The following is a 25,471-nucleotide window of genomic DNA, read 5'->3' on the forward strand; positions in this document are numbered from 1 at the left end:
CCGCGCCACCTTTGACCCTCGCGCGCCTCAGCACCTCAGCGTCTTGACAATGCGGCGGATTTCGCGGCGCTGGCGGGGTGCCGCCAGCAGCGCCGTTCCCGGGAGCGGCGGTGCGGTGGAGTGGTAGCTGTGGCCGGTCGGCGTCGTGAGTTGGAGCGTGTTTCTGGGGCCGGGCATAGCCTGGGCGCTCCAGCCGGGGGTTTCCTTGGTGTGGTTGCAGGCTTCGCAGAGTCCGGCGCCGTTGACGAGGCTGGTGGTACCCCCGTTGTGCCAAGGGACGATGTGGTCCAGATGGCGGATCGGGGCATCGCAGTACGGGGTGCGGCAGGTGTGGTCGCGGGCCTGGATGAAGCGGCGCAGTCCGGGCGGGAAGAGCCGGGCACGGGAGTCCATGGCGACGAGGTCGCCGGTGGCCGGGGCGGTGTAGAGCCTGCGGAGCCAGACCCTCATCGCCTCGTTCCGGTTCTGGTTCTGGTCCGGGCCAGCGAGTGTCCGGGCCCATCCGGCGGGGACGATGCCGTAGCCGGGGAGCCGGGCGGGTTCGCTGTCGCCCTGGAAGAGGGTGCGGTCGGTCATGACGAGCTGGATTTCGATGCCGCTGACCCCGCCGGCCTTGCCCGTTACGCGTTCGACCAGGGTGTCGGCCATCAGCTGGCCGCGGGAGCGGGGGTCGCCGTCGGAGCGGGCGGCATCCGCGGCCCGGGTGAGTGCCGCATGGACGGCGACCCCCGCCGCGACGGGAAGCAGGGCGGTGAGATAGCACATGGTGTCCGGCGCCGGGTGGAGGCTGACGTGGCGTTCGGCCGCAGCATGTGCGGCACGCTGGGTGACGGGGCGCGGGTCGCGCCGGTAGGCGGCGGACCGCGCCGCGGCGACGATCGCGCGGTCCCCGGCGCCATCGAAAGCTCCGGCGTCGGGGGCGAGTTCCTCGTCCACGGCGGCGCGGTCGGCCGCGGACAGGCATGCGGTCTCACGGACCAGCAGCGTGGCGCGCCATTCGTTGAGCTGCCCGGTTTCGAGGGCGGCGAGGGTGTGCGGCATTTCGGTGACGAGCGCCTTGGCGAAGCCGAGGAGCCGGCCGCCGCGGGCGGGGGATTCGCGCCGGGCGAGGGCGATCTGCGCGCCCACACCGGCCCCGAGCTGCTCGGCGGGCACGCCGACGCCGGCTTGTTCGCGGCGCTGGAGCACATCGAACGCGACGGACAGACGGGCCTGACGCGCGGCCAGGGCAGACTTCCGGTCCTCAAGCGCCCGGATCTCAGCGATCAACATGGCGCCGTCCGCGTTCGGCGCGACCTCGGACACGACTGCGGCTTCCGCGCGCAGTGCCACGGCCGCTCCAGACGTAGCTGGCGTCACCTCGCAACGGCAGGCGCAGGTACACCCCTCTGCTGCCGGAGCCTCCGCGGACCACTGCTTGACGTCCATAAAAACACGCTATCGGTCACCTGTGACAATAAAGGCGGCCGCGGAATCCGCCATCCGTAAGCTTTAAGGAAAGCGCCTCCAATCAAGGAACCCATGCCGACCAACAGACAGTCACTAAAACAGGACGGCTTCACCGGATTCCGGCCGATCGGGGAGCTGGACATCAACCGGATCCCACAGAAACCCGGCATCTTCGCGGTGCTCCGGCCGGATGCCGGCGCACCCGGCACCGCCGGCCCCCAGTTCCTCGCCAAAAGCACGGCAGGCGTCTTCAAAAAGAAGGACCCCACCCTGATACCGGATGCGCTGGCCGCCAAATGGATCGACGGCGCCGATGTCCTCTATGTGGGCAAGGCCGGCCCGGGGAGCAAGGGCAACCGGGGGCTGCGGCGACAGATCCAGGAGTTCGTCGACTTCGGCCGGGGCAAGCCGCCGGGCCACTGGGACGGGCGGCTCATCTGGCAGCTCGCCGCCGCCAACAAGCTGGTCATCGCGTGGAAAGAGGTGCCGGTGGAACAGCTCGCCGCTGCCGAGGCCGGGTACCACGCCGCATTCGTCGAGGAATACGGCAGGCTGCCGTTCGCCAACCTGGTCCAGGCGCGCGTCAAAGGCGCCTAGCGGTCAAGGGCGCCTGACCGTCAGGGGAGCCCGACCAATCGCCGCCGGCTACACCCCGCCCCGGTACGTGAACCGCCCCGCCGCCAGCGTCGCCGCCACCGGCATCGCGGCAAACTCGCCGTCGGAGACGGCCAGCGGGTCGGCGTCGAGCACAACGACGTCGGCGGGGTCGCCGACGCTGATCCGGCGCCGCCCGCGCGACGATGCCGCCAGCGCCTCCCGCCGGGTGAGGGCCTGCTCCGGATGCCAGGGTTCCCGGCCGTCCTGCCCGGCGCGGGTGGTGGCGGCGGACATCGCCGTCCACGGTTCCAGCGGGGCCACCGGCGCGTCAGAACCCAGGGCCAGCGTCGCCCCGGCGTCGAGCAGGGACCGCAGCGGGAACGCCCGCTCCGTCCGCCCGGCCCAGTTGGAGTCCGCCGCGTCGCGGTCATCGAGTGCGTGAGCCGGCTGCACGCTGGCGGTGATGCCCAGTTCGCCGAACCGCGCAAAATCCTGACGCCGGACAAACTGGGCATGCTCAATCCGGCCGCGGACCCCGGCCGTCTCGAAGGCATTCAGCGCCACCTGGTTGGCGCCGTCGCCGATCGCGTGGACCGCCGGGACGAACCCGGCCGCGCGGGCCTTGACCAGCAGGCCCAGCAGCTCCGACTCGTTGACCGTGAGCAGGCCGCGGCCGCCGTGCGGGTACGGGTCCACGCAGTAGGCCGTGCGCGTGTTCAGGGAACCGTCGATCAGCACCTTCAGCGGCCCCACCCGCAGCAGTTCCCCGCCCCCCGGAACCGGCTGCCCGGTCCGCATCCCCTCGCCAATGGCCCGATCCAGGTCCTGCGGATAGACGCCGGCGTCCACCCTCAAGGAATCAAAGCCAGCGGTGATCCGCCGGAGCCAGGTGTCCCGGTTCCAGACCATCTCGAAGTCGACAATCCCCACAATTCCGCGGGCCGCGGCCGCCCTCCCGGCGTCGCGGACCATGGCGTCCACCGCCTTGTCGGGCAGGCGCCCCAGCTCCCGGGTCAGTTCAAAGGCCGGATCCTCGCGGAGCAGCCCGTCAGCGCCCACCGATACCCCGTAGCGGGCGGCCGCCGCACTGTTGAGCCACACACAGTGCAGATCATGGCTGATCAGCGCCGTCGGGACGCCTGCCGTCGCGCCGTCGAGCAGTTCAAGGCTGGGCGCGTCCGCCCACACTGCGTCGCGGAAGCCGACCCCCACCAGGGGACGGCCGCCGTCCGCCTCGCCGCCGGGGTCCGCCGGAGTGGAATTTCCCAGACGGGAACGCACGACGGCGGCCGCCTCGCGCGCCGACGTCGCGCCGGAGAGGTCGATCCGGCCGGCGGCCAGGGCCCACTGGGTCATGTGGACATGCTCATCCCACAGTCCGGGGATGACGCAGCGCCCGTCCAGGTCCACCACCCGTGAGCCGTCTGGAACCGAGGCCGCCGACCCCGATGGCACAATCTGCGCAACCCTGCCGTCTGTAATGAAAATGTCACAAAGCGTTTTTTCGCCCGGCTGACGGGCCGCAGCGAGAACAAGACCTGACGGGGCGGCGTGGGAGGCGGGTTTCGGCATAGGGACAAGGCTAGGGGCGCATCCGGGCGGCAGCAATCCGCACCACACTGGCCACTGCTCCCACACCGATCCCAGCCCGGCCGCGCGGTACGGCCCGCAAGGGACTTTCGCCCCCTTGCCCGCGGCGGGCGGTGCGGTCATTCTGGAGTTGGGGCGGTTCCTGCACGGCAATTGGGGGATGAACCGCTCGAAGCGAAGTATCGGTCTCGCTAGTACCTGGGGTGAGGAAATGGCAATTGCACTTTCCAGCTTGGGCAGGAAAGGCAGGAGACCGGCCATGATATGTACCGAATTCCCAACAGAATTGGATCATCCAGCAGCAGCGGTCGTCGGCGCCCGGAGCGCTGATGCCCTGTGAGCCCGCTGCGCCACCTCAACCACGCCAGCCGGGCCCGCGCCTACCACGCGCACCCCTCCCACGGCGATCCGCGGATCAAGGTCGTTATCCGGATCGACACCGCGGAGGAATCCGCGCGGGTGGAGGTGCGCGGCGTCGTCACAACCGCCAACATCCGCGCCCTTTACGTCGTCTGCCGCCGCGTCACGTCCAAACTCGCCGGCTACGAGCTCGTCGTGGACTTAGCCCATGCCCGGGTCACCGCCGCGGCTTTCGAGGAACTCCGAGAGCACGCCCGCCAGTCCATCGTCTCCTCCGGCATCGACACCTCGGTCACCCCGTGCCGCCTGCGGATCGTCGATCCGCCGGTCATCCTCCGAACCAAGGAGCTTGCGTGAAAGCACTCGTGTACGGCGGCCCGGGCCAGAAATCCTGGACGGACGTCCCTGATCCGACGATCCAGCATCCGTCGGACGTGATCGTCAAGGTGGACACCACCACCATCTGCGGCACGGACCTGCACATCCTCAAGGGCGACGTGCCCGCCGTGACCAAGGGCCGGATCCTCGGGCACGAGGGCGTCGGCACCATCACCGAGACCGGGTCCTCCGTGACCGGACTCAAGGTGGGAGACCGGGTCATCATTTCCTGCATCAAGTCCTGCGGACACTGCGCCAACTGCAAAACCGGCCTCTACTCGCACTGCATGGGCGAGGAGGGGCAAGCCGGAATCGGCTGGGTCTTCGGCCACCTGATCGACGGCACGCAGGCCGAATACGTCCGCGTCCCGTATGCGGAAAACTCGCTGCACCTGCTGCCGGCGGGCGTGAGCGATGAACAGGCCGTGATGCTCTCGGACATCCTGCCCACGGGGTTTGAAATCGGCGTGCAATACGGCCGGGTCAAGCCCGGGGACACCGTAGCCGTGATCGGCGCAGGCCCGGTAGGCCTTGCCGCCATCGCCACCGCGGGGCTCTACGGCGCGGCCACCATCATCGCCGTCGACCTTGACGCGAACCGGCTCGAAAAGTCCCGCGAGTTCGGCGCCACCGACGTTGTGCTCTCCGGCGACGCCGACTGGAAGGAGCAGGTGCTGGCCCTCACCGACGGGCAGGGAGTGGATGTGGCCATCGAGGCTGTCGGCATCCCGGCAACGTTCAGCATGTGCACGGACATCGTCCGGCCCGGTGGCAACGTGGCCAATGTGGGGGTGCACGGCAAGCCTGTGGAACTGCACGTGGAAAACCTCTGGATCCAGAACATCAACATCAGCATGGGCCTGGTCAATGCCAACACCACCCCGATGCTGCTGAAACTCGTGGCCCAGAAGAAGGTGCCGGCGGAGAAGTTCGCCACCCACCATTTCACCTTCGACCAGTTTCTGGATGCCTACGACACCTTTGCCCGTGCCGCTGAAACGAAAGCCTTGAAAGTGGTGATCACGGCATGAAGGCGCACGTCGTCTACGACTCGGCGTTTGGCAACACCAAGTCCGTGGCGGAGGCCGTCGCCGGCTCGCTCGGCGACCTCGATGCCACCCCCGTAGCCGTCAGCGACTTCCGTCCCGACGACCTGGCCGCGGGGGACCTGCTGGTCCTCGGCAGCCCCATCAACGGCTGGCGTCCGACGCCGAAAATCACCGAACTGCTCTCGACCCTGGGCGACGGCCACCTCAAAGGCGTCAAGGCGGCCGCTTTCGACACCCGCGTGCGGATGTTCATCCACGGCGACGCGGCGAAGAAGATGGCGCATGCGCTGCGGGACAGCGGCGCCGACATCATCTCCGAGCCCATGCCGTTCTACGTTCAGGGCAGCGAGGGGCCGTTGCGTCCCGGCGAAATCGAGAAGGCAGCACGATGGGGCAAGTCACTGCGGGAGGCGTTGGAACGGCCATGAAACCGGGCCGGATTGTCATGCTGGTGCTCGGCACGCTTGCCGCGTTGCTGGGCCTGGGACTCCTGGCCGGGGCCGGTTTCACCGGCTGGGCCAACTATCAACAGCGCGACGGCGGCTACTTCACCACCCCGTCGGAACGGTACTCGGCGGACTCCTACGCCCTGACCTCGCCGCGGCTGGACATCATGACCGACGCCAGGCCCGGCATCGACCCGGCCGTGATCCCCGGAAGCGTGATGCTCCGCGGCTCCACGGCGGACTCCGCGAAGCAGATCTTCATCGGCATCGCGCCACAGGCGGATGCGGCACGGTACCTGACCGACGTCAGGCACTCCGAGCTCACCGAGGTCCGCTTCTCGCCCTTCCGGGCCGAATACCGGGACGTAGCCGGCACCAAACCGCCGGCCCGGCCCGCCGACCAGACGTTCTGGACGGCGTCCGCCACCGGCGCCGGCAGCCAGGAACTCAAGTGGGACCTGCGCCCCGGGAACTGGGCCGTGGTGATCATGAATGCGGACGCGAGCACCCCGGTCTCCGTCGATCTCCGCGGCGGCGCGCGCTCGGACCTGCTCTGGCCGGTGTTCCTCGGGCTGCTGATCGGCGGCATTGTGCTGCTCGCCGTCGGCGTCCCGCTGATTGTGGCCGGGGCGGCCGGGCTGGGCCGCGGGCATCCGCCGCAGGGGCCGGGACAAGGGCCGCAGCCCGGGATTGCCTACGCGAATTCGGCGGTGCAGCCCTACGCCGGCGGCCAGCCGCCGGCGGGCAGCTACGTCTACCCGGCGCGCCTCAGCGGCTATCTTGACCCGAACCTTTCCCGCTGGCTGTGGCTGGTCAAGTGGTTCCTGGCCATTCCGCACTACATTGTGCTGTTCTTCCTGTGGTTCGCCTTCGTTATCACCACGATTGTGGCCGGGTTCGCGATCCTCTTCACCGGCCGCTACCCGCGCTCGCTGTTCAACTTCAATGTGGGGGTGATCCGCTGGAACTGGAGGGTCGCCTTCTATTCCTACTCGGCGATCGGCACGGACCAGTATCCGCCATTCACCCTCGCCCGCACCGGGTATCCCGCGGACTTCGACGTCGACTATCCCGAGAAGCTCTCCCACGGGCTGGTGCTGGTGAAGTCCTGGCTGCTGGCAATCCCGCAACTTCTGATCGTCGGAGTGCTGACCGGGACCATGCGCGGCTGGGGCGGCCGCGAAGGTTACTGGGACGACGGACGGTGGATCCAGCAGAACGCCGGCATCTCGCTGATCGGGCTCCTGGTGCTCATCGCCGGCGTCATCCTGCTCTTCACCGGCCAGTACTGGCGCGGCCTGTTTGACCTCCTGATGGGCCTGAACCGCTGGATCTACCGGGTCATCACCTACGTGGCCCTGATGCGCGACGAGTACCCGCCGTTCCATCTGGACATGGGTCCCAGCGACCCCGGTGACCTGCAGCCGCTGGCGCCCGCCGGGCCCCCAGCCGCCCCCGCGTACGGACAAGCAGCCCCCGCATACGGCCAAACCGCCCCTGCGTCGGGCCCGCCAGCCCCTGCGTCGGGCCCGCCGCAGCCGGGCCAGACGTCCCAGCCCCCGGGTTTTTACGGCATCGGCGGTCCCCCTGCGTCAGTTCCGCCGGAGGTCCGGGAAGGCCGCGGCGGCCCGGAGAGTCCCCCGCCACGCCCCTGACCCGGCCAGGCTGCCCGCCCCGCCCCTTGCCACCGGACCCCGGCGAGAACATAGTTGAGAGAATTCACCACTCCGGGGCGGGAGGCAGGGACAGATGCTGACTAACCAGGTGCCGGCCGGCGGCCTGCTGCAAGGCAAAACCGCACTGATCTACGGCGCCGGCGGCTCGATCGGGGGAGCGGTGTCACGCTCCTTCGCCGCCGAGGGAGCCACCGTCTATCTCGCTGGCCGTACCGAGTCCCGGCTGGAGAAAGTCGCCCGGGACATCAGGGACGACGGCGGACGGGCGGAAACCGCCGTCGTCGATGCGTTGGACGAGGAGCAGGTGGACGCCTTCGTGGATGCCGCGGCCAAGAAGGCTAGACGGATCGACATTTCGTTTAATGCAATTTCCTTCGGCGACATCCAGCAGCCGCTGATGGAAATCGACGTCAACGACTTCACCCAGCCGATCACCCTGGCCACGCGTACCCACTTCCTCACCACCCGGGCCGCTGCCGGCCACATGCTCAAGCAGAAGTCCGGCGTGGTGCTGATGTTCGGCGGGTCCGGCCCGCAGACCGTGGCCGGGCTCGGCGGGTTCAAGGTGGCCCTGGATGCGATGGAGGGGCTGAGGCGGCAGTGGGCGCTGGAGCTGGGAAGGTACGGCGTTCGGGTGGTCACCATGGTGAGCGGCGGCATCATCGAGACCATTCCCTGGCAGGTGGAGGGCCGGGAGGAGATCGTGGTGGAGATCGCCACGGCCGCGCATTTGAACCGCACGGCCACGCTGGCGGACGTCGGCAACGTGGCCAGCTTCATCGCCTCGGACAAGGCCGGCGCCATCACGGACGCCACCATCAACCTCTCCAGCGGCGCCATCGTGGACTACTGACCGGGATTCTCGCAGCCTCCGGCAATACCCACGAAACATTCAACAAGGGACAATGATTGCAAGGCGGCACCGCATGGGGCGTCTGCGAATTTCAGTCGGGAGGCGGGAGCCATGGTGATCAGCCAACTGCCGCATACACGATACAGGCGACACAGTTGGCCGGTTGCGGCGGGCGTGGTGGCCTGCCTGGCAGCTGCGGCGCTGGCCTGCTCGGCGCAGCCGGTGGTCACGGCTGCCCCGGCGGTCCGGGTGGTGGTTGTTGGCGATTCGCTGAGCACCGGGCATGGGACCTCGCCCCGCTACGCGTGGCCGGCCCTGATCCGGACGGACCCCCGCCTCGCCGGATTCCAGGTGGTCAATGCCGCAGAGAACGGCAGCGGCTACGTCAGGCCCGGCGACACCGACGGTACCTTCGGCAGCCAGGTGGACCATTTCGTCACCCGGGACACCGGCGTCGTGGTGTTCTTCGGCTCCGAGAACGACCTTGACTACGACCCGGCGGTCGTCGGCGCTGCGGCCTTTGCGGCCATCACCCACGCCGAAGCCGTGGCCCCCGCTGCGAAGATCATCGTGGTGGGGCCGCCGTCGTACTCGACCGACGCGGACCAGGGGCTCCTGGAGATCCGCGGGCAGCTCAAGTCCGCGGCTCAGGGGGCGGGCGCCGAATTTGTCGATCCGATTGCGGAGGGCTGGATCAGTGACGACGTCGAGGACCTGATCGGACCCGACGGCGACCACCCCACCGTCGCCGGGCAACGATACCTTCTGGAGCACATCGCCGCCGTCATCGAGCAGGCGGCGCAGCAACCCGTTGCGGAGCCAGGACGCGCTTCGGAGTGAGCGACGGCGAGGTAAGCGCCCCCGGGGTCGCTTTCCGGGCAAACTCCTAGGAAGCTCAGCTACCCTCGCCCCGTGCCACCTTTCGATGTCGTGATAAGTTCCTGGCAGATTGACTGGACCGCCGCGGCAGTCATTGTGTGCTTCGGCGTACTGTACGGTCTCGCACTTAAAGCTGCGGCGAACAAGGGCCGGAACTGGCCGCTGTGGCGGACCGGGGCGTTCTACGTCCTGGGTCTGGGCTCCCTCACAGTGCTTACATGCGGATTCCCGGGCGTGTATAGTGCCGAGCTCCGCTGGGCCTTCACCTTGAAAATCACGCTGATGCTGTTCGTCGTGCCGCTCCTGATCGGGTTGGGGAAACCCATCTCCCTAGCCCGCTCGGCACTCAGCGGCGGGGGGATAGCCCGGCTGGACGCCGTGCTGTCAAACCGGCTGGTCCGGTTCGTGAGCAACTCGCTGGCGGCGCCGTTGCTGGGGCTCGCCCTGTTCTCAACCTTTCTGACTCCGGCCTTCTACACGTTGCGCACGAACCCAGTGGCCGAGGCGCTCCTGACTCTTGGCATTCCCTTGCTTGGGCTGCTGATGGCGCTTCCCATCATCGAAGAGGCGGACTTCCATCGTTCCAGCGCTTTTATCACCCTGGAGTTTGTCTTCGTCTTCATTGAGCTGCTGATCGATGCGGTGCCCGGAATCCTGTTGCGCCTGAATGGACAGGTACTCGATCACGTTGCAACGCGACAGGCGGGGCCAGCCTGGTTTCCGGATGCCCTGCGCGACCAGCAACTCGCGGGGGACGTCTTATGGTTCATCTGTGAAATCGTGGACCTGCCGCTCATCATCCTGATGTTTATGCGGTTCTCCCGGACTGACAAACGCGAGGCGCGGGGCTTCGACCAGCTGACCGACAGCCAACTCGACGAACTGAACGCCGAGCACCTGAGACGCGGCCGCTAGCGCCTACTCCACGGTGACCTTGATCCGCTGCACCACGTTGTTGCCCATGCCCTGGTAGTTCCACACCGGCTCGAGCGGCTGGGTGGAGCCGCTCGCGTCTGTGGCCCGGCAGGACAGTTCGTGCTGACCCGGGTCTGCCACCCATGGCATCGACCAGGCGGACCACGCGAAGGGCGCCGCGGGGTGCTCCAGCTGGGCCGGGGACCATTGGCCATCGATCCCCACCTCCACCCGCTGGACCGCGCCGTGGCCGGACCAGGCCCGCCCGGTGAGCATCACGGGTCCGGGAGGCAGGAACCGCTGCCGGGTGAAGAAATCCGGAACCCCCGGCGGCACCATCAGTGAGCGGACCTTGATCCACGTGACCGGAGTGCCGGGGTCGTCCGCGTCCTGCTGGTAGCGGTAGGCGACGGACTGCTGGAAACCGTCGAAGGGCCTGGCGAGGACCTTGATCGAGGAGAGCCACTTGACGCTGGCCATGCCGTACCAGCCGGGGACCACGAGCCGCAGCGGGTAACCGTGCTGCGGCGGCAGCGCGGCGCCGTTCATCGCGTACGCCAGCACGACGTCGGGCCTCAGTGCCTCGCTGACCGGCAGGCTCCGGGCGTACTGCTGGCGCACCTCGCCCTGGATCCCGGCGTCGGCCCCGGTGAAGGCAACCTCGACGGCGTCCTCGTCCACACCGGCCTGGGTCAGCAGGTAGGCCAGGGGCACCCCGGTCCAGACCGCGGTGCCGACGCCTTCGAGCATCCAGGGCTGGCTCAGCGGCCGCGGCTTCAGCAGCGACCGGCCGTTGCCGGCGCACTCCAAGGTGACCGGGACACTGATGCTCGGCGCCCGGCGCAAGGCCCGGAGGTTCAGTTCCAGCGACCGCTGCACGGCCCCGCCGATCCGCAGGTGCCAGCTCTCACCGTCGATCGCCGGGATGTCGAAGTGGTCCAGCAGATAGTGCAGGCCGGGCGGAGTCACGTCGTTCCTGAGGGCCTCGAGCGGCATCGAATGGTTCCTGAGGGCGAGCTGGAGCTCCTCGGCCGTGAGCGGTCCGTGGCTGGGTTCACCGGGGTGCGCTGCCAGCGTCTGCGCCTGCCGGCGCCGGGCCATAACGGGGGAGGTGTGCTTGGACATTTGCTTGGGCATGGGACTGCGATTCTGTTCCGGACCAGCCCGGCTGTGCACCGGCGCCAGGTGCTTTCAGGTCTACGCCGCGGTCCCTGCCCCGTCAATACCGGGCCCGCGCCCCGGCCGGGGCAAACGTGTCTACAGGGTATGCGCCTCGGCCAGGAAATCAGCCAGTCCCAGCGGTTCCTGCCCGGTCAGTTCGTGCACGGCCGACGTCGGCCCCGCCAGTTCGCCGACGGCAATGGCGGTGTAGGTGCTGACCCAGGCGTCCACCTGCCAGGGCGGCGCCCCATAGGATTTCCGGGAGGCGTACGCCTCGTCCCGAGTCTCGTTGTGGTAGCTGATGGTGCGTCCGGTGCCGGCGGTCAGCAGCTCCGCGGCGGTCGCCAAGGAAAGGTTTTCCGGCCCGGTCAGGTCGTAGCTCCGGCCCACGTGCAGCGCGGGATCGCGCAGCACCGTCAGGGCGGAGCGGGCGATATCCGCCCGGGCGACAGCCGCCATCAGGCCGTCCCCGGCCGGGCCGCGGATCACCCCGTCCTCGCCGGCCAGCAGCGGCAGGAAGTCCAGATAGAAGTTGTTCCGCAGGATCGTGTAGTCCATGCCGGACGCCTTGATCCGTTCCTCGGTGGCGTAGTGGTCCCGCCCCAGCGTGAAGGTGCAGTCGGGTCCGGCCCCGAAAAAGGAGGTGTACACGATGTGCCGCACGCCTGCCTCGGCCGCCGCGTCGACAAAGGTGTAGTGCTGCTGCAGCCGGTCCTCGGCCTCGGCCGCGGAAACCATAAACAGGGTCTTCACGCCGGCCAAGGCTGACCTCGCCTGCGCCGCGTCGGCGTAGCTGGCGACCGCCGGCACGGCGCCCTCAAGGTCTGGGGCGCGGGAGGCGTCGCGGACCAGAAGCCGCTGGGGGCTGCCAGCCGCCGCGAGCAGCCGGGCCACCTGTCCGCCGAGCTGGCCCGTGGAGCCGGTGACGGCGAGGTCCGGAAGCGTCCCCACGGCTCAGGCCTCGCGGGAGGCGGGCGACTTGGTCTGGGCCGGGTCGCGCTCGGCGAGCGACCCGATGGCGGCGTCGATCTTGTCCATGATGACCGGGTCCAGTTTCACCCCGGCTGCGGCCACGTTTCCGGCAATCTGTTCCGGACGGGACGCGCCCATGATCGCCGAGGCCACGTTCTTGTTCTGCAGCACCCAGGCGATGCTCAGCTGGGCCATGGTCAGCCCGGCCTCCTCGGCGATCGGCTTGAGCTGCTGAACTCCGGTGAGGACCTCGTCGGACATCCAGCGCTCGATCATCCGGGCGCCGCCCTTGGCATCGGTGGCGCGGCTGCCCTCGGGAGCGGGCTTGCCCGGGTGGTACTTGCCGCTGAGCACGCCCTGGGCCATGGGGGACCAGACAATCTGGGACAGGCCGAGCTCCTCGGAGGTCGGGACCACCTCGGCCTCGATCACCCGCCACAGCATGGAGTACTGCGGCTGGTTGGAGATCAGCTGGAAACCAAGGTCCTTGGCGAGGGCGTGGCCGTCGCGGATCTGGCTGGCCGTCCACTCGCTGACGCCGATGTACAGCGCCTTGCCCTGGCGGACGATGTCGGCGAAGGCCTGCATGGTCTCTTCCAGCGGCGTCTCGTAGTCGTAACGGTGCGCCTGGTAGAGGTCCACGTAGTCGGTCTGCAGCCGGGTCAGGGAGCCGTTGATGGATTCCATGATGTGCTTGCGGGAGAGCCCGAGGTCGTTATGGCCCTTGGGGCCGGTGGGGCCGAAGACCTTGGTGAAGATCTCGAGCGATTCGCGCCGTTCGTCCTTCAGGGCCTCGCCGAGGACCGTCTCCGCCGCCGTGTTGGCGTAGACATCCGCCGTGTCGAAGGTGCTGATCCCGGCGTCGAGCGCTGCCCGCACGCACTGGGTGGCGACGTCGTTCTCCACCTGCGACCCGTGCGTGAGCCAGTTGCCGAAGGTGATTTCCGAAATCTTGAAGCCGCTGTGCCCGAGGTATCTGAATTCCATGGGTTCCAACGTAGCCCAGATGACCGCTGGGGGTAAGGGCTCAGCTGGCCTTGCGTTGCTGGTCCAGTCGCTGGGCTGCCTGCGGTCGCTGGTGCTTGAGAGCGGTCAGCGATCCGGTGTCCAGCACCGGGCTCGCGGCCGGCAGCGGGGGCTTCGTGAAAGCCCGCGGCGCCGCAGTGAGGGCGCCGTTGCGGTCCGTCGCGGACTCGATCAGCGGTCCGACCTCCTTGATCTCGCGCACCGGAGCCTGCGGGCTGGGCAGTTCGCGGACCGAAACCTTGACCTCCGGCGCGGCTTCCGCCCTGGCCCGGGCGGTGGCGCGGGCATCGGCGCGGGCGACGGCGGCGGTCCACTCGGGGGACAGCTGCGGTTCCTTGCGGGCAGGCTTGGGGGTGCGGGCCGGCCTGGCAGGGCGGGCGGCTTTCGCGGGGCGGACCACATTCGGGGCGGCGACAGGCTTCGCGGCGGCCGCTTCAGGAGCGGCCCGCCGGCCGCGCAGGAGGGCGGTGACGCCCGCGGCCAGCAGCCGTCCGAGTCCGGCCAGCAGCAGGGTGATGACAAAGGCGAGGAAGACGCCGAGGAACATAACCAGGGCTACCCCGAGGGTGCCGAAGAACGTCAGGTGCATGGCGATCGTCGTCGGGTCTTCCACTTCGCCTCTCCTCTTCCAGCCTGCAGTGAGGTCCGTGCCGTCATGGTCGCGCCGGGCTACGGCCCCTGTTAACCATACGGACAATCTCGGACTGACACGCGGGCAAAGCGGCAGGGCCGGCAGGATGTGTCCAAGCCGATACCTTCGGCCGGCGTCTATAGTCGGAAGCAGCCCATGCCGGAGGTCTCCGGCCAGCCGGAAGGACCCTTTTTGACGTCACGCCAGGGACATTGCCCGTGCCTCTCCGGTGAGCAGTACGAAGACTGCTGCGGCCGGTACCACCGCGGTGAAGCGGCGGCACCGACCGCGGAGCAGCTTATGCGCTCCCGCTACAGCGCCTTTGTGGTGCTCGACGCCGATTACCTGCTGCGCACCTGGCATCCGGACACCCGGCCCGCCGCTCTGGAGCTGGATCCGGCCATGCAGTGGCGGCGCCTGGACATCGTCTCCGGAAGCCGCGGCGGCCCGCTGGACACGGAAGGCACCGTCGAGTTCAAGGCCTACTTCCGGCACGACGGCGAAGCCGGCGTCCACCACGAAATCAGCCGGTTCCGGCGCGAGGAACGCCGCTGGTACTACGTCGACGCTCTCACGCTTGCTTAGCGCTCTTCGACGGTCTCCACCGGCGTAAAGCCCGCGCGGTCCACCTTGCGGTGGAATCGCATGCCGGCCAGGCCGCCGAGCATGGCGCCGATCAGGGCAACCACCGCGACGACAACCGCGGCGACAATGCTGGTGGTGGTGAGGTCACCCTCGTTGACGGGGATGCGGGGGAAGCTGTTCAGGTTGGCCAGGACGTTGTACTGCTGGCCGGCGGTCAGGGCCAGGACGGCCACGATGATCGCCGCAATCAGTGCCCAGATCCACACCATCAGGCCCTGCCGGGCGCCGTTGAAGCGGGCCATCCGGCCGGCCACGTAGCCGCCGCAGTAGTAGGACACGAACAGGACCACGAGGAGGGTGATGATGCCGACGATCCCGACGCTTTGGTTGCGCGAGGCCTGGTTGACGGCGTCGTTGACGTTCGTGTTGGTGGCGAGGCCGACGGCGGTGCCGGCGGCGGCGACCAGCGCGGTCAGCAGCACGGCCATGCCGGTGGCGGCGAGCCAGCCGAAGAATGCGGACCCAATCTTGATACCGCCGAACTGCTCCTTCTCGCGGGCCACCACCGTCTCGCGGGTGGGCACCTCTTCCACAACCACGTCGTGGTGGCGGTCGTGGTCGTCGCGGGTCCCGTGGATCACCCGGTTGTCACGGCCGGCTGCAGCGCCGGCAGTGGAGCCTGCGGCGGCGCCGGCCAGCGGCGCAGCGGGGAAGGCGCGGGTGTCGTTGGTCCGCTCGGCGCGGTCCTCGGCGCGGCGTTCCGCCCGGCTCTCGGCACGCTCGTCCGCCCGGCCCTCCGCCCGGTCCGCGGCCAGGCTCTCGGACCGGTCTTCGGTGCGGGCTTCGGTGCGGGATGCTTCGGCGCGGCGCTCGGCGCGCTCGTCGGCCACAACGGGGCCTTCCGCGGTCACGCCGTCCTGGCGCGCGTCGTGGATTCGGGCCTCTCGGTCCAGGGTTCCGTTTTCCTCGCGTGCGCGGCGGGGAGTGCGGTCTTCGGGGCCTGCTGTGCTGCTCATGATGGCTGCTCGCTTTCATTGATTGACCCGTACTCATTGTTTGAGCCGGGCACGGCAATGCTTCGACCGTCATCAGGTCTTGGCACCACCTAACCACGGCACCGCATCAATAGCAAGGATGCTTACTATCTAGCCGGCGGCCCCGCAGCGCAGGCATCGACGCACGTCAGCGGTACTTTCGGTGCAGGTTCTCCTTCACCGAGGCGCGCGGGCCGGCGTCCGCAATCCACGGCCCGGTCCCCTCGGACTGGTCCAGCACCCCGGCCTCAAGCCACTCGTAGTCGCCGGCGAGCACCGCGCGCGTCAGGGTGCGGTCGCCGTCGTCGGTGTTGCGCCAGAGCTGGTCGAAATACTCCTCGATCCGGACCCGGGCCTGCTCGCAGTAGGCGTCGGCGAGTTCATAGGCGGAGCCGCCCCGTTCCGGGGCGGTCCGCAGCAGCATTTCCGCCCGCGAGCAGCACGCCGCCATCGCGAACAGCTCGGCGCCGATGTCCACGATCCGGCCCAGGAAGGCCTGCTTGTGCTCCAGCTTCGCCTGCCAGCGGCCCATGCCGTAGAAGGTCTGCCGCGCCAGCCGCCGCGATGCCCGCTCCACAAAGCGCAGGTGCCTCGCGAGCCGGCCGAAATCGCCGTAGGAGCGCGGATCCATGCCGGTGCCGGCCACCAGCTTCGGCAGCCAGCGCGCGTAGAAGCCGGAGGCGCCGACAGCGGCCTTCGCCTTCTCGGACAGGCTGGCATCCTCCGAGGCGAGGGCGCCGGCGGCGGCCAGGTGGGCGTCCACGGCCTCACGCGCGATCAGGAGCCGCATGATTTCCGAGGAACCCTCGAAGATCCGGTTGATTCGCAGGTCCCGGAGCTGCTGCTCGGCCGGGACCGCGCGCTCCCCGCGGGCCTCGAGGGAGTCGGCCGTTTCAAAGCCACGGCCGCCGCGGATCTGTACGAGTTCGTCGGCGATCCGGCAGCTGATCTCGGTGGACCAGAGCTTCGCGAGGGCTGCTTCGATCCGGACGTCCTTTTGGCCGGCGTCGGCCAGCTCGGCGGAGAGCTCGAACACGGCGTCCAGGGCAAAGGCACTCGCGGCAATGAAAGCGATTTTTTTGCCCACCGCCTCGTGCTGGCCCACCGGGCGGCCCCACTGGGTGCGGGCGTTGGACCATTCGCGGGCGATCTTCAGGCTCCAGCGGCCGGACGCCACGCAGAGCGCGGGAATGGAGAGCCGGCCGGTGTTCAGCGTGGTGAGCGCGATTTTCAGGCCCTGGCCCTCGCGGCCCAGCCGGTTGGCGGCCGGCACCCGGACCTGGTGGAAGCGGGTGACGCCGTTTTCGATGCCACGCAGGCCCATAAAGGCGTTGCGGTTCTCCACCGTGATGCCGGGGGAGTCCATCTCCACCACAAAGGCGCTGATGCCGCCCTTGTGTTCGGTGCCGTCCGCGCCGATGTGCGCGGGGACCAGTGCCATCACCACCACAAGTTCGGCGATCACGCCGTTGGTGGTCCACAGCTTCACGCCGTCCAGTACGTACGACGACCCGTCCTCCGACGGTACGGCGGTGCTGCCCATCCGGGCCGGGTCGCTGCCGACGTCGGGCTCGGTGAGCAGGAACGCGGTCACGGCGCCGGCAGCGCAGCGCGGCAGGTACTCCCGCTTCTGCTCGGGTGTGCCGAACACCTTCACCGGCTCCGGAACGCCGATCGACTGGTGCGCGGAGAGGAGGGCCCCGAGGCTGGGGTGCACCGATCCAAGCAGGGCCAGTGCGCGGCCGTAGTACACGAGCGACAGGCCGAGGCCGCCGTAGTCGCGGGGGATCTTCATGCCGAAGACGCCGAGGCCGGCCAGCCCGGACAGGTATTCGTCGGGGATCCTCGCGTCGCGCTCGATCCGGCGCCCGGACATGGTGCGGCAGTATGCGGTCAGGCGCGCCATAAACGCTTCGCCGCGTTCGACGTCGTCCGCGGGCGCCTGCGGCCAGGGGTGGACGAGGCTGAGGTCGAAGCTGCCCAGGTACAGGCCCTTGGCAAAGCTGGGCCGGTCCCAGCTGGTATCGCGGGCGGCCTCGGCGACGGCGCGGGCGTCGGCGGCGGTCGCCTCGGGCCCGATCTTCTGCGCGGCCACCGGCACCTCGGCGGCGGGGCTGTCGGCGGCGGGATCTTCGGTGGCTGGGTTATCGACGGCGGAGCTCACGGGGCATCTCCTCTAACCGGGTTGGCCGGCTCGAGCCCTGGATCCGCCGCGGGTGGTGGACCCTTCAGCTGTCCCGCAATACTACCCGCGGGTAGGTGCCGGTACTAGGGGAGGACTGCCCTATCAGGTCGCCGGGGAAATCGCCCGGGAGCTCCACGGCGCCGGCGTGGTGGACCAGCCGGTCCCAGGCGTGGTTGATGCCGTGGACAGCGCCGAGCAGGAGGCTGGCGGCAATGAACCAGCCCAGCCGGCCGACGCCCAGCAGGGCCAGCGCTACGAACGCCGCCGTCGTGATGAAGAATGTCAGGAGGAGGGCGAACACCAGGGTCCCAAAGAACACCATGGTGGCGGTTTCCACCGCGCTGAGATCGAACTGCATTCTTCCTCCTGCACCGTCGCTTCGGCTGAATCAGTAGCCCGAGCGTAGGGCGCCGGAAGGGGGCCCAGCCAGAGTTGCGGGCCGCGTCGGAGGGTCTTGATACGGGATCGAAATGCTACCCGGGCGTAGGTCACGGAGAGGTCGCGGAAACCTCACCAGCAACAGGGGTAACAGACGGCGCCGGTGTTGGCGGCGCCCTCGTTGGACCCGGGGACGTCAGTCGTCCGTCTCGGGAGCGCCCTGCGCCAGGACCTGGAAGTCCGCCCCGAGCTGGACTTCCACCGTCCGGCCGTCGTCGAGGCGCACCTTCACCTCGTACGCGGTGCTGCCGTCGTTTTCCCGCTCCACTTCCGTGACGCTGCCCTGCCCGACCCTGGCCACGGCCGCGCTCGCGGCCTGGTCCCGGTCCCCGCCGGTGAGGGGTGCCAGGCCGGCGTCGTCCGCGTCGGAATCGTGCGAATCGTCGTCCGGCTGCGGCGCGATGCTCACGCCGGGTACCGGGTTGCCGGGACCCAGCAGGCCGTCCGCCGCGACGGCCACCGTGGCGCCGCCCAGGACTACCGCCGTCGTCGCCGCTCCTATGATCCATGCAGTCTTGGTCAGCATGACGGTCTCCTCCCACGTGGTACTCCCAGTGTGCTCCCGCGGCGCCGCAGGTTCAACGGTTTTTCCCCGGACCCTGCGTTAACCTAGGAGCTGGCAGTTTTTCTTTGATCCGCTGCCCGACCCCACTCCCCGGCAGCGATTGGAGAACTGCGTGTCCCGTTCCGCCGTGTCCTCCGCCGACGCCATCAGTGCCCGGCTCCGGGACCTTGAACTGCTCACCAAGGGGCCTGCGTGGGCGCTAACCCGCTCGGCGCCGTGGGTGATCGCCGTGCTGCAGGCATCCTTCACCCGCACCCGGCCGCAGCTTCCGCTGGAACAGTTCCACGCCGACGTCGACGCCTTCCTTGAGCAGCTCCGCCGCCAGGACCCGGGGCTGGGTGGCTCCGCCAACGGCAAGGGGTTCGGCGACGAGTGGACCCGCAAGAACTTCCTGACCCGGCGCAACCAGTCCGGCCAGATCGTCTACGAGGTCACCGAGCCCGCGGCCCGCGTCCTCGCGTTCCTGGACAGCCTCTCCAGCGAACGCTCCACGCTGAACGGTTCCCGGCTCGGCACACTGCTGGGCGACGTCGAAAAGCTCGCCAACGAGACCAACCCGGACCAGAGCGCCCGGCTCGAGTCCCTCGAGGAGGAGATCGGCGAACGCCGCCAGCTGATCCAGGAGATCAGCTCCGGCGAGTTCGACGGGCTGCTCGACGACGAGGAGGCCGTGGAGGCCGCCGGCAACATCCTGGACCTCGCCGCGAGCCTGCCTGCGGATTACAAGAAGATGCGTGACCGGATCGAGGAGCTGGTGGGCGAGCTCCGCAACCAGATCATCGAGGAGTCCGTGAGCAAGGGCGCCACCATGGCGCAGGTGCTGGAGGCGGACAAGCGGCTGCGGCAGAGCCCGGAAGGCAGGACGTTCCGGTCCTTCACCGCGTTCCTGGAGGACCCGCAGCAGCAGCTCCGCTTCCGTTCCGCGATCGGCGAAGTGCTCAGCCGGCAGTTCGCCGACGAGCTCAGCCAGGACGAACGCGAGACGCTGAAGAACCTCGTGGCCGAACTGCGCACCCAGCACAGCCAGATCCAGCGGATCTACGGCAAGCTCAGCGAAAGCCTCAACACCTACGTCCAGAGCGACGACTACCGCCAGTCCGTCCGGCTCCGCAAGGTCCTGCGGGAGGCCGAGCAGGCCATCCGTTCGCTGCCCTACGAACGGGAACGGCCCGGCCTGGTCCGCGGCCCCGTGCTCTTTAACGCCGGCTTCGAGTCCCTGGCCATGGTGAAGCTCTTCGACCCCGACGAGTTCGCCGCGCCGCCGAAGCTGGCAGACCCGATCGCGTTCAGCGACTCGGACCGGGTGCGCTCGCCGCGGACCGGCAAGGCCAGCCCCGAGGCCATCCGCACCGCCGCCGCCGGGGCGTCCACGCTCACCGAGGCCTGGGAACAGCTCCCGGAGACCGAACGCCACATCAACTCCATCCGCGCGCTGCTCTCGCACGCGCTGCACCAGGGCGCCGGCTTCGACCGTGGTGCCTGGGCGCCGCTGGACTTCGAACAGATCGACGGCTCCACGCGCACCGCGTACCTGCCCGTCGTCACGCTCAAAAAGGATTGACAATGACCGAAGAGACCACGACGGCGGCAGCGGAACCGGAGCACGTCCACGCTGCCCCCTTCACCGTCACCCCGCGCGACACCTTCGTCGACGGCGCAGCCCTCTTCCCGGGGGACACCGGCGTGCTCCCGATGAAGGTCCGCCAAGCCCTCGTCAAGCTCCTCAAGGGTCCGTACATCGACGGCGGCCGGGACGAAAAACTCTGGACCACCTTGCTGGACAACCAGCTGATCCTGCGCAGCCGCCTTTCCGAACTCTTCCTGACCCTGCAGCTGGACCACGACCGCAAGGTGGCCGTGCTGCGCCCGGTGGACCCCGAAGCGATCGGCGGCAGCACCCGCTCCAGCATCCTGCGCCAGCAGCGCGCCCTGAGCCGCGTGGAAACCATCGTGCTGCTGCGCCTGCGCCTGCTCCTGGACCGCCACGTCACCGCCCAGACCGACCCCACCATCACGCGCGAGGAAATCGCGGACCTTGTGGCCCACTACCAGCCCGCCGGCCAGCAGGACGCCCTCCGCGATTCCGACGTCGTCACCCGCGCCATCACCAAACTCCTGGCCCGCCAGCTCCTCCTCACGACTGGCCTGGACGAGGTCTACACCATCTCCAACGCCCTCCCGCTGGCCCTCCCCTTCGAAAACATCGGCGACATCCCGGCCCAAATCGAATCCCTCATAGCCGCCTCCACCGACCCCGCCGGCACCGAACCCCTCCTCGACCTCGACACGGCAGCTCAGGTGGAAGAGGACTCGGACGACGACGGCGATGCCGCCCCCGCCCCTTCGCCGGGCGGCTCCGCTGCAAGCAGCGAGCCGCCCGGCTCCGACAGGCCCGATGCCACTCCCTGGGCGGCATCGCCGCCGTCGCTCCTGAACCCGAACGACAGCGGTGACGCCGGGGACATGCGGCAGCATGCGTCTAAGCGAGGAACGAGCGAGCATGCAGAGCATGTCGCCGGTGGCATCGCGATAGGTGACCCCAACAAAGAAACCGAGGCAGCCGAATGAGCATCGCAACCATGCTGCCGCTGGGCGAGCTCACCAACCCCGGCCAGATGCGCCTCGCCCTCGTCCAGGTCGTCAACTGGGGCACGTTCCATGGCGCCCACACGATGCACGTGGACCGCAACGGCACCCTGCTGACCGGCAATTCCGGCGTCGGCAAGTCCACGCTGTTCGACGCGATGCTCCGGGTTTTCGACGCCCGTCCGCGGTCCAACGAGGCCGCGGCGCAGCGCGCCGGCGGTGCGGTGGAGGACAAGCGGACCACGTTCACGTACATGCGCGGCAAGGTGGGGGACAAGGCCGTCGGCGAGGGCTCGGCCAGCGCCTTCCAGCGGCCCGGGGCGACCTGGTCCGCCGTCGCGCTGACCTTCGACAACGCCGCCGGAACCCGCGTGACCATCTCCGCGCTCTTTGACCTGCCCAAGAACGGCACCGAATCAAGCGTCGGCCGGTACTACCTGATCGACAACAAACCGCTGGACCTGGCCGCGGTCGAGGGCATCGCGGAGAAACGCTTTACCAAGTCGGCGCTGGATGCGATCTTCCCGGACGCCCAGATCTTCGACGTGCACAAGGCCTTCGCGGAACGGTTCCGGCGCCTGCTCGGCATCAACTCGGACCAGGCCCTGCCGCTGTTGCGCGTCATCCAGGCCGGCAAGGGCCTCGGCGGCAGCGTCAACACCTTCTTCCGCGACCAGGTCCTGGACGCGCCCGCCACGCTGGCCGCCGCGGACGACGTCGTCGAGGAGTTCAGCAACCTGATGTCCATCCGGCAGCGGCTCGAGGACGTCCGGCAGCAGCGCGACCAGCTGGCACCCGTCCCAGGGCTGAACAAGGAATACGCCCAGTCCCTGCTCGACGCGAACCGGCTCCGGGACCTCGCGGGCGAGGAATTCGAGGCCTACAAGCAGCAGCTGGCCGTCACCGTGCACGAGAAAACGCTGGAGCGCTTCAAGGCGCTGGCCCAGGCGAAAGCCAAGGAACTCGGCGCCGAACGCGGCGTCCGGGATTCCCTGGCCAAGGAACTCCGCCAGCTCGAGGCGGACTACAACAACCAGGGCGGCAACGCGATCTCCGCGATCGAGCAGTCGCTGGAAAACGCCCGGGTGGGCCTCAAACTCCGCCAACAGGTCGAGGAATCCGCCCGCAAGGCCCTGACCGACGCCGGACTGGAGCTCCAGTGGACCGCCGCCGGCTGGGAGCAGGCGCACGAACATGCGGCCGCCCGCTCGGCCGAGCTCAAGGATGACTCGGAAGCGCTCAAGGAACTCCGCTTCGAGGCATTTGACGGCCACGCGACCAGGAAACGGGAGCTCGCCGCAGCCCAGCAGGAACTCGTCTCGCTCAAGACGCGCAAGTCGCTGCTGCCGCCGTCGAGCATCGAAAACCGCAGCGCCATTGCGGCGACCACCGGCGTCCCGGAGGAGCAGATGCCGTTCGGCGGCGAACTGATCGACCTCGCGGAGGGCCAGGAGCAGTGGCGGCCGGCCGCCGAGCGCGCGCTGCGCAGCCTTGCCACCACACTGCTGGTCCCCGGCGAGCACTTCGCCGCCGTCACCCGCTACCTGAACGACCATCCCGTCCGCGGCGCCCTGCGCGCCGTCGACGTCTCCAAGCCGCTGGCCGGCGGGGCCCTGGCCGTGGAGGACGCGGCCGACGGCGACCTGCTGACCAAGCTGGACATCCTCACCGCCGGTCCGGCCGCCGAGGCGGGCGAGTGGATCCGCGAGCGGATCGCCCTGGACTTCGCCTACCCCTGCGTGGAGGACCCGGACGAGCTGGCCCGGCTGGACAAGGGCCTGAGCCTGGGCGGCGTGGTCAAACGCAACCGCCACACTGTGGAAAAGGACGACCGCTTCACCTCACGGCAGGACTACGTCCTCGGCTTCGACAACGCCGCCAAGCTTGAACTCGTCGCCGCGCAGGTGGAGGACCTCCAGCAGGAACTCGCCAAGGCCGCCGAACTGGCCCAGAGCCGGGAAGAGTCGCACCAGGGCATGACCCGGCAGCTTGAGGCGCTGCGCCGCGTGGCGGAGGACCACCGACCCTGGGAGCAGGTCTCGGCCGCGGTGGCCGCGGACGAGCTCGGGCGGATCGAGCAGCGGCTGAAGGATGCCCTCGCCGCGCAGGCGGACCTGGAACCGCTGCGCGCCAACATCGAGGTTGCCCGGCACAAACACCAGTCCAGCACCGAGGCCGCCGCTGTGCTCCAGAGTGAATACAAGGCCCTCGACTCGCAGCTGACCACGGCGGACTCGCTGCTCGACGCCGCGCGGGCGCGGCTGGAGCAGTCGCCGCCGTCGGAGGCCACCGCCGTCGCGCTGGAACCGTACTTCGCGGACTTCGGCGAGGTCCTGGAGATGCACGAACTGGACAACCTCGCCAACCAGGTTCGGACCCGGCTGCTGGCCGAACTGCACGCGGCCGAGTCGCGGGGGCAGGCCACCTCGGAGCGGCTCACCCGGATCTTCGAGGGCTTCGTCCGCGAATGGGGCACGGCCATCTCGGCCGACCACGGCACGTCGATCGGCGCCGCGGGCGAGTTCGAATCCCGTTACCACGCGATCGTCAGCGACGGCCTGCCTGCGCAGGAGGCCGAGTTCCGGCAGTTCTTCAACCAGCGCACGCACGAATCCTTTTCCACGCTGCTGCACCTGCTGGACGAGGAACGCCGCTCCATCACCAGCCGCATCCTGCCGCTGAACGGGATTCTCTCCGAGGTGAACTTCCACGAGGGCAGCTTCCTGGAACTCGACATCAAGCAGACACTGCCCGCCACCGCCAAGCAGTTCAAGGACGCCATCCAGAACGCGCTCAAGGTCCGGCACACCCGGCCCGGGAAAGCCGCAGCGCCGACCACCGGCACGGACCCGGACGACGACGCCGAGCTCACCACCCGTTACAAATCGCTCGAAACGCTCGTGAAGCGCCTCGGCTCGCAGACGCCCGAGGACCGGCGCTGGCGTGCCGAGGTGCTGGACGTCCGCGGACACCTGTTCATCCAGTGCAAGGAGCACCGCGAGGTGCAGGCGCCGGCCTCCAAGGCAGCGAAGCGCGGCGGCAAACGGACCGAGGTGTTTATGCACGCGGACACCGGCTCGATGTCCGGCGGCGAGCGGCAACGCTTCACCGCCTTCATCATGGCCGCGGCGCTGAGCTACCAACTGGGCATCGCCGAGCAGGGCTTCACCACCTACGGCACGGTGATGATGGACGAGGCCTTTGTGCTCGCCTCGGAGGAATTCGCCGGCGCCGGAATCAAGGCGCTGCACGAATTCGGCTTTCAGCTGCTTCTGGCCGCGCCGGAAAACGTGATCGACCTGTCGAGGCACCTCGGCTCGGTCACCGAGATCCTGCGGGACAAGCGCACCAACCGCTCCGGCGTCCTCACGGCCCCGGTGATCGCCCCGGGCCCCGGCTCCGGCGGGAGCTGGCGGTCCGAGGCGAACCCGGTGGACATCGTCCTGCGCTGATTCCTGACCCCGCGTTGCTGGTGCCCGGCGCTACTGTCCCCGCACGCGCTCCAGGAACTGGACCGTGCGCGCCGCCAGGCCGTCGATCTGCCGCAGCACGACGGCAGCGGGGTCCGGGTTGATCTCGTTCACCGGAGGCGCCACCCGGACGTTGCCGCAGCACCCGAAGTCGGCGCAGATCAGGGTGCCCACGGTGTTGCCGTTGCGGCCGGATTGTCCGGCCCGCTTGGCGACCCAGAGCACGACGTCGTCCTTGGAGAAAAGGTCGCGGCAGAGCTCGCACAGGACTGCACGGTTCTTCTTGGCCCCGCCTTCCGGGGCGCGGAGCATGATTCCGGTGGGGCCGGTCTGGCCGGGCAGTACCAGGTAGCCGCGCAGCGGCATTTTCCCGTCCCGCCACCCGAGGAAGTCGAGGCGCTCCCAGTCCAGGGAATCGAAGTTCTTGGGCAAATTGAGTTTGGCGGCTTCTGACCGGCTTGCGTTGATAAAGGAGGAGCGGATCTGCTGGGCAGTGATTTTTTGCACGGGGGTGACTTTCGGAATCGGTTGGTCCGGCCCGACGGCTGATTAGCGCGCCGGGGCGGAAATAGGCAGGGCTCTGCCAGCCTGTGACTCCGGGTGAAATCGGGTGCTACCGCGGGATC

22 protein-coding genes and 1 pseudogene are annotated in these 25,471 nt (G+C 68.9%); 12 read left to right on the forward strand and 11 right to left on the reverse strand.

The window, feature by feature from the left end:
* Positions 1 to 27: 27 nt before the first annotated feature.
* Complete coding sequence (locus ABLI39_RS07545) at positions 28 to 1,428, reverse strand: HNH endonuclease (protein WP_502935203.1); 1,401 nt, start codon at positions 1,426 to 1,428, stop codon at positions 28 to 30.
* A gap of 93 nt (positions 1,429 to 1,521) precedes the next feature.
* On the opposite strand from ABLI39_RS07545, the gene ABLI39_RS07550 reads away from it, so the two are divergent.
* Entirely contained in the window at positions 1,522 to 2,046 is a 525-nt protein-coding gene (locus tag ABLI39_RS07550; RefSeq protein ID WP_349412826.1) for a hypothetical protein, read from the forward strand.
* 48 nt (positions 2,047 to 2,094) lie between these two features.
* Here the strand turns inward: ABLI39_RS07550 and ABLI39_RS07555 are convergent, their stop codons facing one another.
* A complete protein-coding gene (locus ABLI39_RS07555) occupies positions 2,095 to 3,618 on the reverse strand; it encodes an amidohydrolase (RefSeq protein WP_349412827.1) in 1,524 nt (507 codons plus the stop codon).
* Between the two features lie 354 nt (positions 3,619 to 3,972).
* Here ABLI39_RS07555 and ABLI39_RS07560 point away from each other — a divergent pair, with 354 nt between their 5' ends.
* From ABLI39_RS07560 to ABLI39_RS07590, 7 genes are all read left to right on the forward strand, one after another.
* On the forward strand, positions 3,973 to 4,353 hold the full coding sequence (locus tag ABLI39_RS07560) for a hypothetical protein (protein ID WP_349412828.1): 381 nt from the start codon (positions 3,973 to 3,975) through the stop codon (positions 4,351 to 4,353).
* Positions 4,350 to 5,405 (forward strand): zinc-dependent alcohol dehydrogenase family protein, encoded by a 1,056-nt coding sequence (locus tag ABLI39_RS07565; RefSeq protein WP_349412829.1) that lies wholly within the window; start codon positions 4,350 to 4,352, stop codon positions 5,403 to 5,405. Before ABLI39_RS07560 ends, ABLI39_RS07565 begins: the two co-directional genes overlap by 4 nt.
* Positions 5,402 to 5,851: a flavodoxin family protein gene (locus tag ABLI39_RS07570; protein WP_349412830.1), complete on the forward strand. Its 450-nt coding sequence runs from the start codon at positions 5,402 to 5,404 to the stop codon at positions 5,849 to 5,851. Before ABLI39_RS07565 ends, ABLI39_RS07570 begins: the two co-directional genes overlap by 4 nt.
* Positions 5,848 to 7,524, forward strand: coding sequence for a DUF4389 domain-containing protein (locus tag ABLI39_RS07575; RefSeq protein ID WP_349412831.1), 1,677 nt, complete (start codon positions 5,848 to 5,850; stop codon positions 7,522 to 7,524). The genes ABLI39_RS07570 and ABLI39_RS07575 overlap by 4 nt, the downstream gene beginning before the upstream one ends.
* A 94-nt stretch (positions 7,525 to 7,618) precedes the next feature.
* Positions 7,619 to 8,398, forward strand: a complete 780-nt coding sequence (locus ABLI39_RS07580) for an SDR family NAD(P)-dependent oxidoreductase (RefSeq protein ID WP_349412832.1) — start codon at positions 7,619 to 7,621, stop codon at positions 8,396 to 8,398.
* Positions 8,399 to 8,575: 177 nt separating this feature from the next.
* Positions 8,576 to 9,238, forward strand: coding sequence for an SGNH/GDSL hydrolase family protein (locus tag ABLI39_RS07585; protein WP_349412833.1), 663 nt, complete (start codon positions 8,576 to 8,578; stop codon positions 9,236 to 9,238).
* Between the two features lie 72 nt (positions 9,239 to 9,310).
* Positions 9,311 to 10,192, forward strand: coding sequence for a cytochrome c oxidase assembly protein (locus ABLI39_RS07590; RefSeq protein ID WP_349412834.1), 882 nt, complete (start codon positions 9,311 to 9,313; stop codon positions 10,190 to 10,192).
* Positions 10,193 to 10,195: 3 nt separating this feature from the next.
* On the opposite strand, the gene ABLI39_RS07595 is transcribed toward ABLI39_RS07590, so the two are convergent.
* From ABLI39_RS07595 to ABLI39_RS07610, 4 genes are all read right to left on the reverse strand, one after another.
* The gene (locus tag ABLI39_RS07595; protein ID WP_502935205.1) at positions 10,196 to 11,317 is read right to left on the reverse strand and encodes a sulfite oxidase; all 1,122 of its coding nucleotides are present in this window, start codon (positions 11,315 to 11,317) and stop codon (positions 10,196 to 10,198) included.
* 132 nt (positions 11,318 to 11,449) lie between these two features.
* On the reverse strand, positions 11,450 to 12,304 hold the full coding sequence (locus ABLI39_RS07600) for an SDR family oxidoreductase (protein WP_349412835.1): 855 nt from the start codon (positions 12,302 to 12,304) through the stop codon (positions 11,450 to 11,452).
* 3 nt (positions 12,305 to 12,307) lie between these two features.
* Positions 12,308 to 13,312, reverse strand: a complete 1,005-nt coding sequence (locus ABLI39_RS07605; RefSeq protein ID WP_349412836.1) for an aldo/keto reductase family protein — start codon at positions 13,310 to 13,312, stop codon at positions 12,308 to 12,310.
* A 40-nt stretch (positions 13,313 to 13,352) separates the two neighbouring features.
* Positions 13,353 to 13,964 carry a hypothetical protein gene (locus ABLI39_RS07610; protein WP_349412837.1) on the reverse strand — a complete coding sequence of 204 codons (612 nt, stop codon included), beginning with the start codon at positions 13,962 to 13,964 and terminating at the stop codon, positions 13,353 to 13,355.
* 210 nt (positions 13,965 to 14,174) lie between these two features.
* Between ABLI39_RS07610 and ABLI39_RS07615 the strand changes: the two genes are divergently transcribed.
* The gene (locus tag ABLI39_RS07615) at positions 14,175 to 14,567 is read left to right on the forward strand and encodes a YchJ family protein (protein WP_349412838.1); all 393 of its coding nucleotides are present in this window, start codon (positions 14,175 to 14,177) and stop codon (positions 14,565 to 14,567) included.
* Here the strand turns inward: ABLI39_RS07615 and ABLI39_RS07620 are convergent.
* From ABLI39_RS07620 to ABLI39_RS07635, 4 genes are all read right to left on the reverse strand, one after another.
* Positions 14,564 to 15,583: a hypothetical protein gene (locus ABLI39_RS07620; RefSeq protein ID WP_349412839.1), complete on the reverse strand. Its 1,020-nt coding sequence runs from the start codon at positions 15,581 to 15,583 to the stop codon at positions 14,564 to 14,566. The genes ABLI39_RS07615 and ABLI39_RS07620 overlap by 4 nt on opposite strands.
* Before the next feature lie 166 nt (positions 15,584 to 15,749).
* Positions 15,750 to 17,702, reverse strand: a complete 1,953-nt coding sequence (locus tag ABLI39_RS07625; RefSeq protein ID WP_349412869.1) for an acyl-CoA dehydrogenase family protein — start codon at positions 17,700 to 17,702, stop codon at positions 15,750 to 15,752.
* A gap of 127 nt (positions 17,703 to 17,829) precedes the next feature.
* Positions 17,830 to 18,144 (reverse strand): hypothetical protein, encoded by a 315-nt coding sequence (locus tag ABLI39_RS07630; RefSeq protein WP_349412840.1) that lies wholly within the window; start codon positions 18,142 to 18,144, stop codon positions 17,830 to 17,832.
* A 216-nt stretch (positions 18,145 to 18,360) separates the two neighbouring features.
* On the reverse strand, positions 18,361 to 18,750 hold the full coding sequence (locus tag ABLI39_RS07635; RefSeq protein WP_349412841.1) for a PepSY domain-containing protein: 390 nt from the start codon (positions 18,748 to 18,750) through the stop codon (positions 18,361 to 18,363).
* Between the two features lie 151 nt (positions 18,751 to 18,901).
* Here ABLI39_RS07635 and ABLI39_RS07640 point away from each other — a divergent pair, with 151 nt between their 5' ends.
* The 3 genes and pseudogenes from ABLI39_RS07640 (at position 18,902) to ABLI39_RS07650 (ending at position 24,827) form a co-directional block, all read left to right on the forward strand.
* Positions 18,902 to 20,350: a DUF3375 family protein gene (locus ABLI39_RS07640; RefSeq protein ID WP_349412842.1), complete on the forward strand. Its 1,449-nt coding sequence runs from the start codon at positions 18,902 to 18,904 to the stop codon at positions 20,348 to 20,350.
* Between the two features lie 2 nt (positions 20,351 to 20,352).
* Positions 20,353 to 21,123: pseudogene (locus tag ABLI39_RS07645) on the forward strand (DUF4194 domain-containing protein); the annotation flags it as partial.
* A gap of 230 nt (positions 21,124 to 21,353) precedes the next feature.
* On the forward strand, positions 21,354 to 24,827 hold the full coding sequence (locus ABLI39_RS07650; RefSeq protein ID WP_349412843.1) for an ATP-binding protein: 3,474 nt from the start codon (positions 21,354 to 21,356) through the stop codon (positions 24,825 to 24,827).
* A gap of 30 nt (positions 24,828 to 24,857) precedes the next feature.
* Here the strand turns inward: ABLI39_RS07650 and ABLI39_RS07655 are convergent, their stop codons facing one another.
* Entirely contained in the window at positions 24,858 to 25,352 is a 495-nt protein-coding gene (locus ABLI39_RS07655; protein WP_349412844.1) for an FBP domain-containing protein, read from the reverse strand.
* Positions 25,353 to 25,471: the final 119 nt, after the last annotated feature.

Origin of the sequence: Pseudarthrobacter sp. B907, from assembly GCF_040137805.1 — a bacterium.
In the GTDB taxonomy this organism is placed as follows: Bacteria; Actinomycetota; Actinomycetes; order Actinomycetales; family Micrococcaceae; genus Arthrobacter.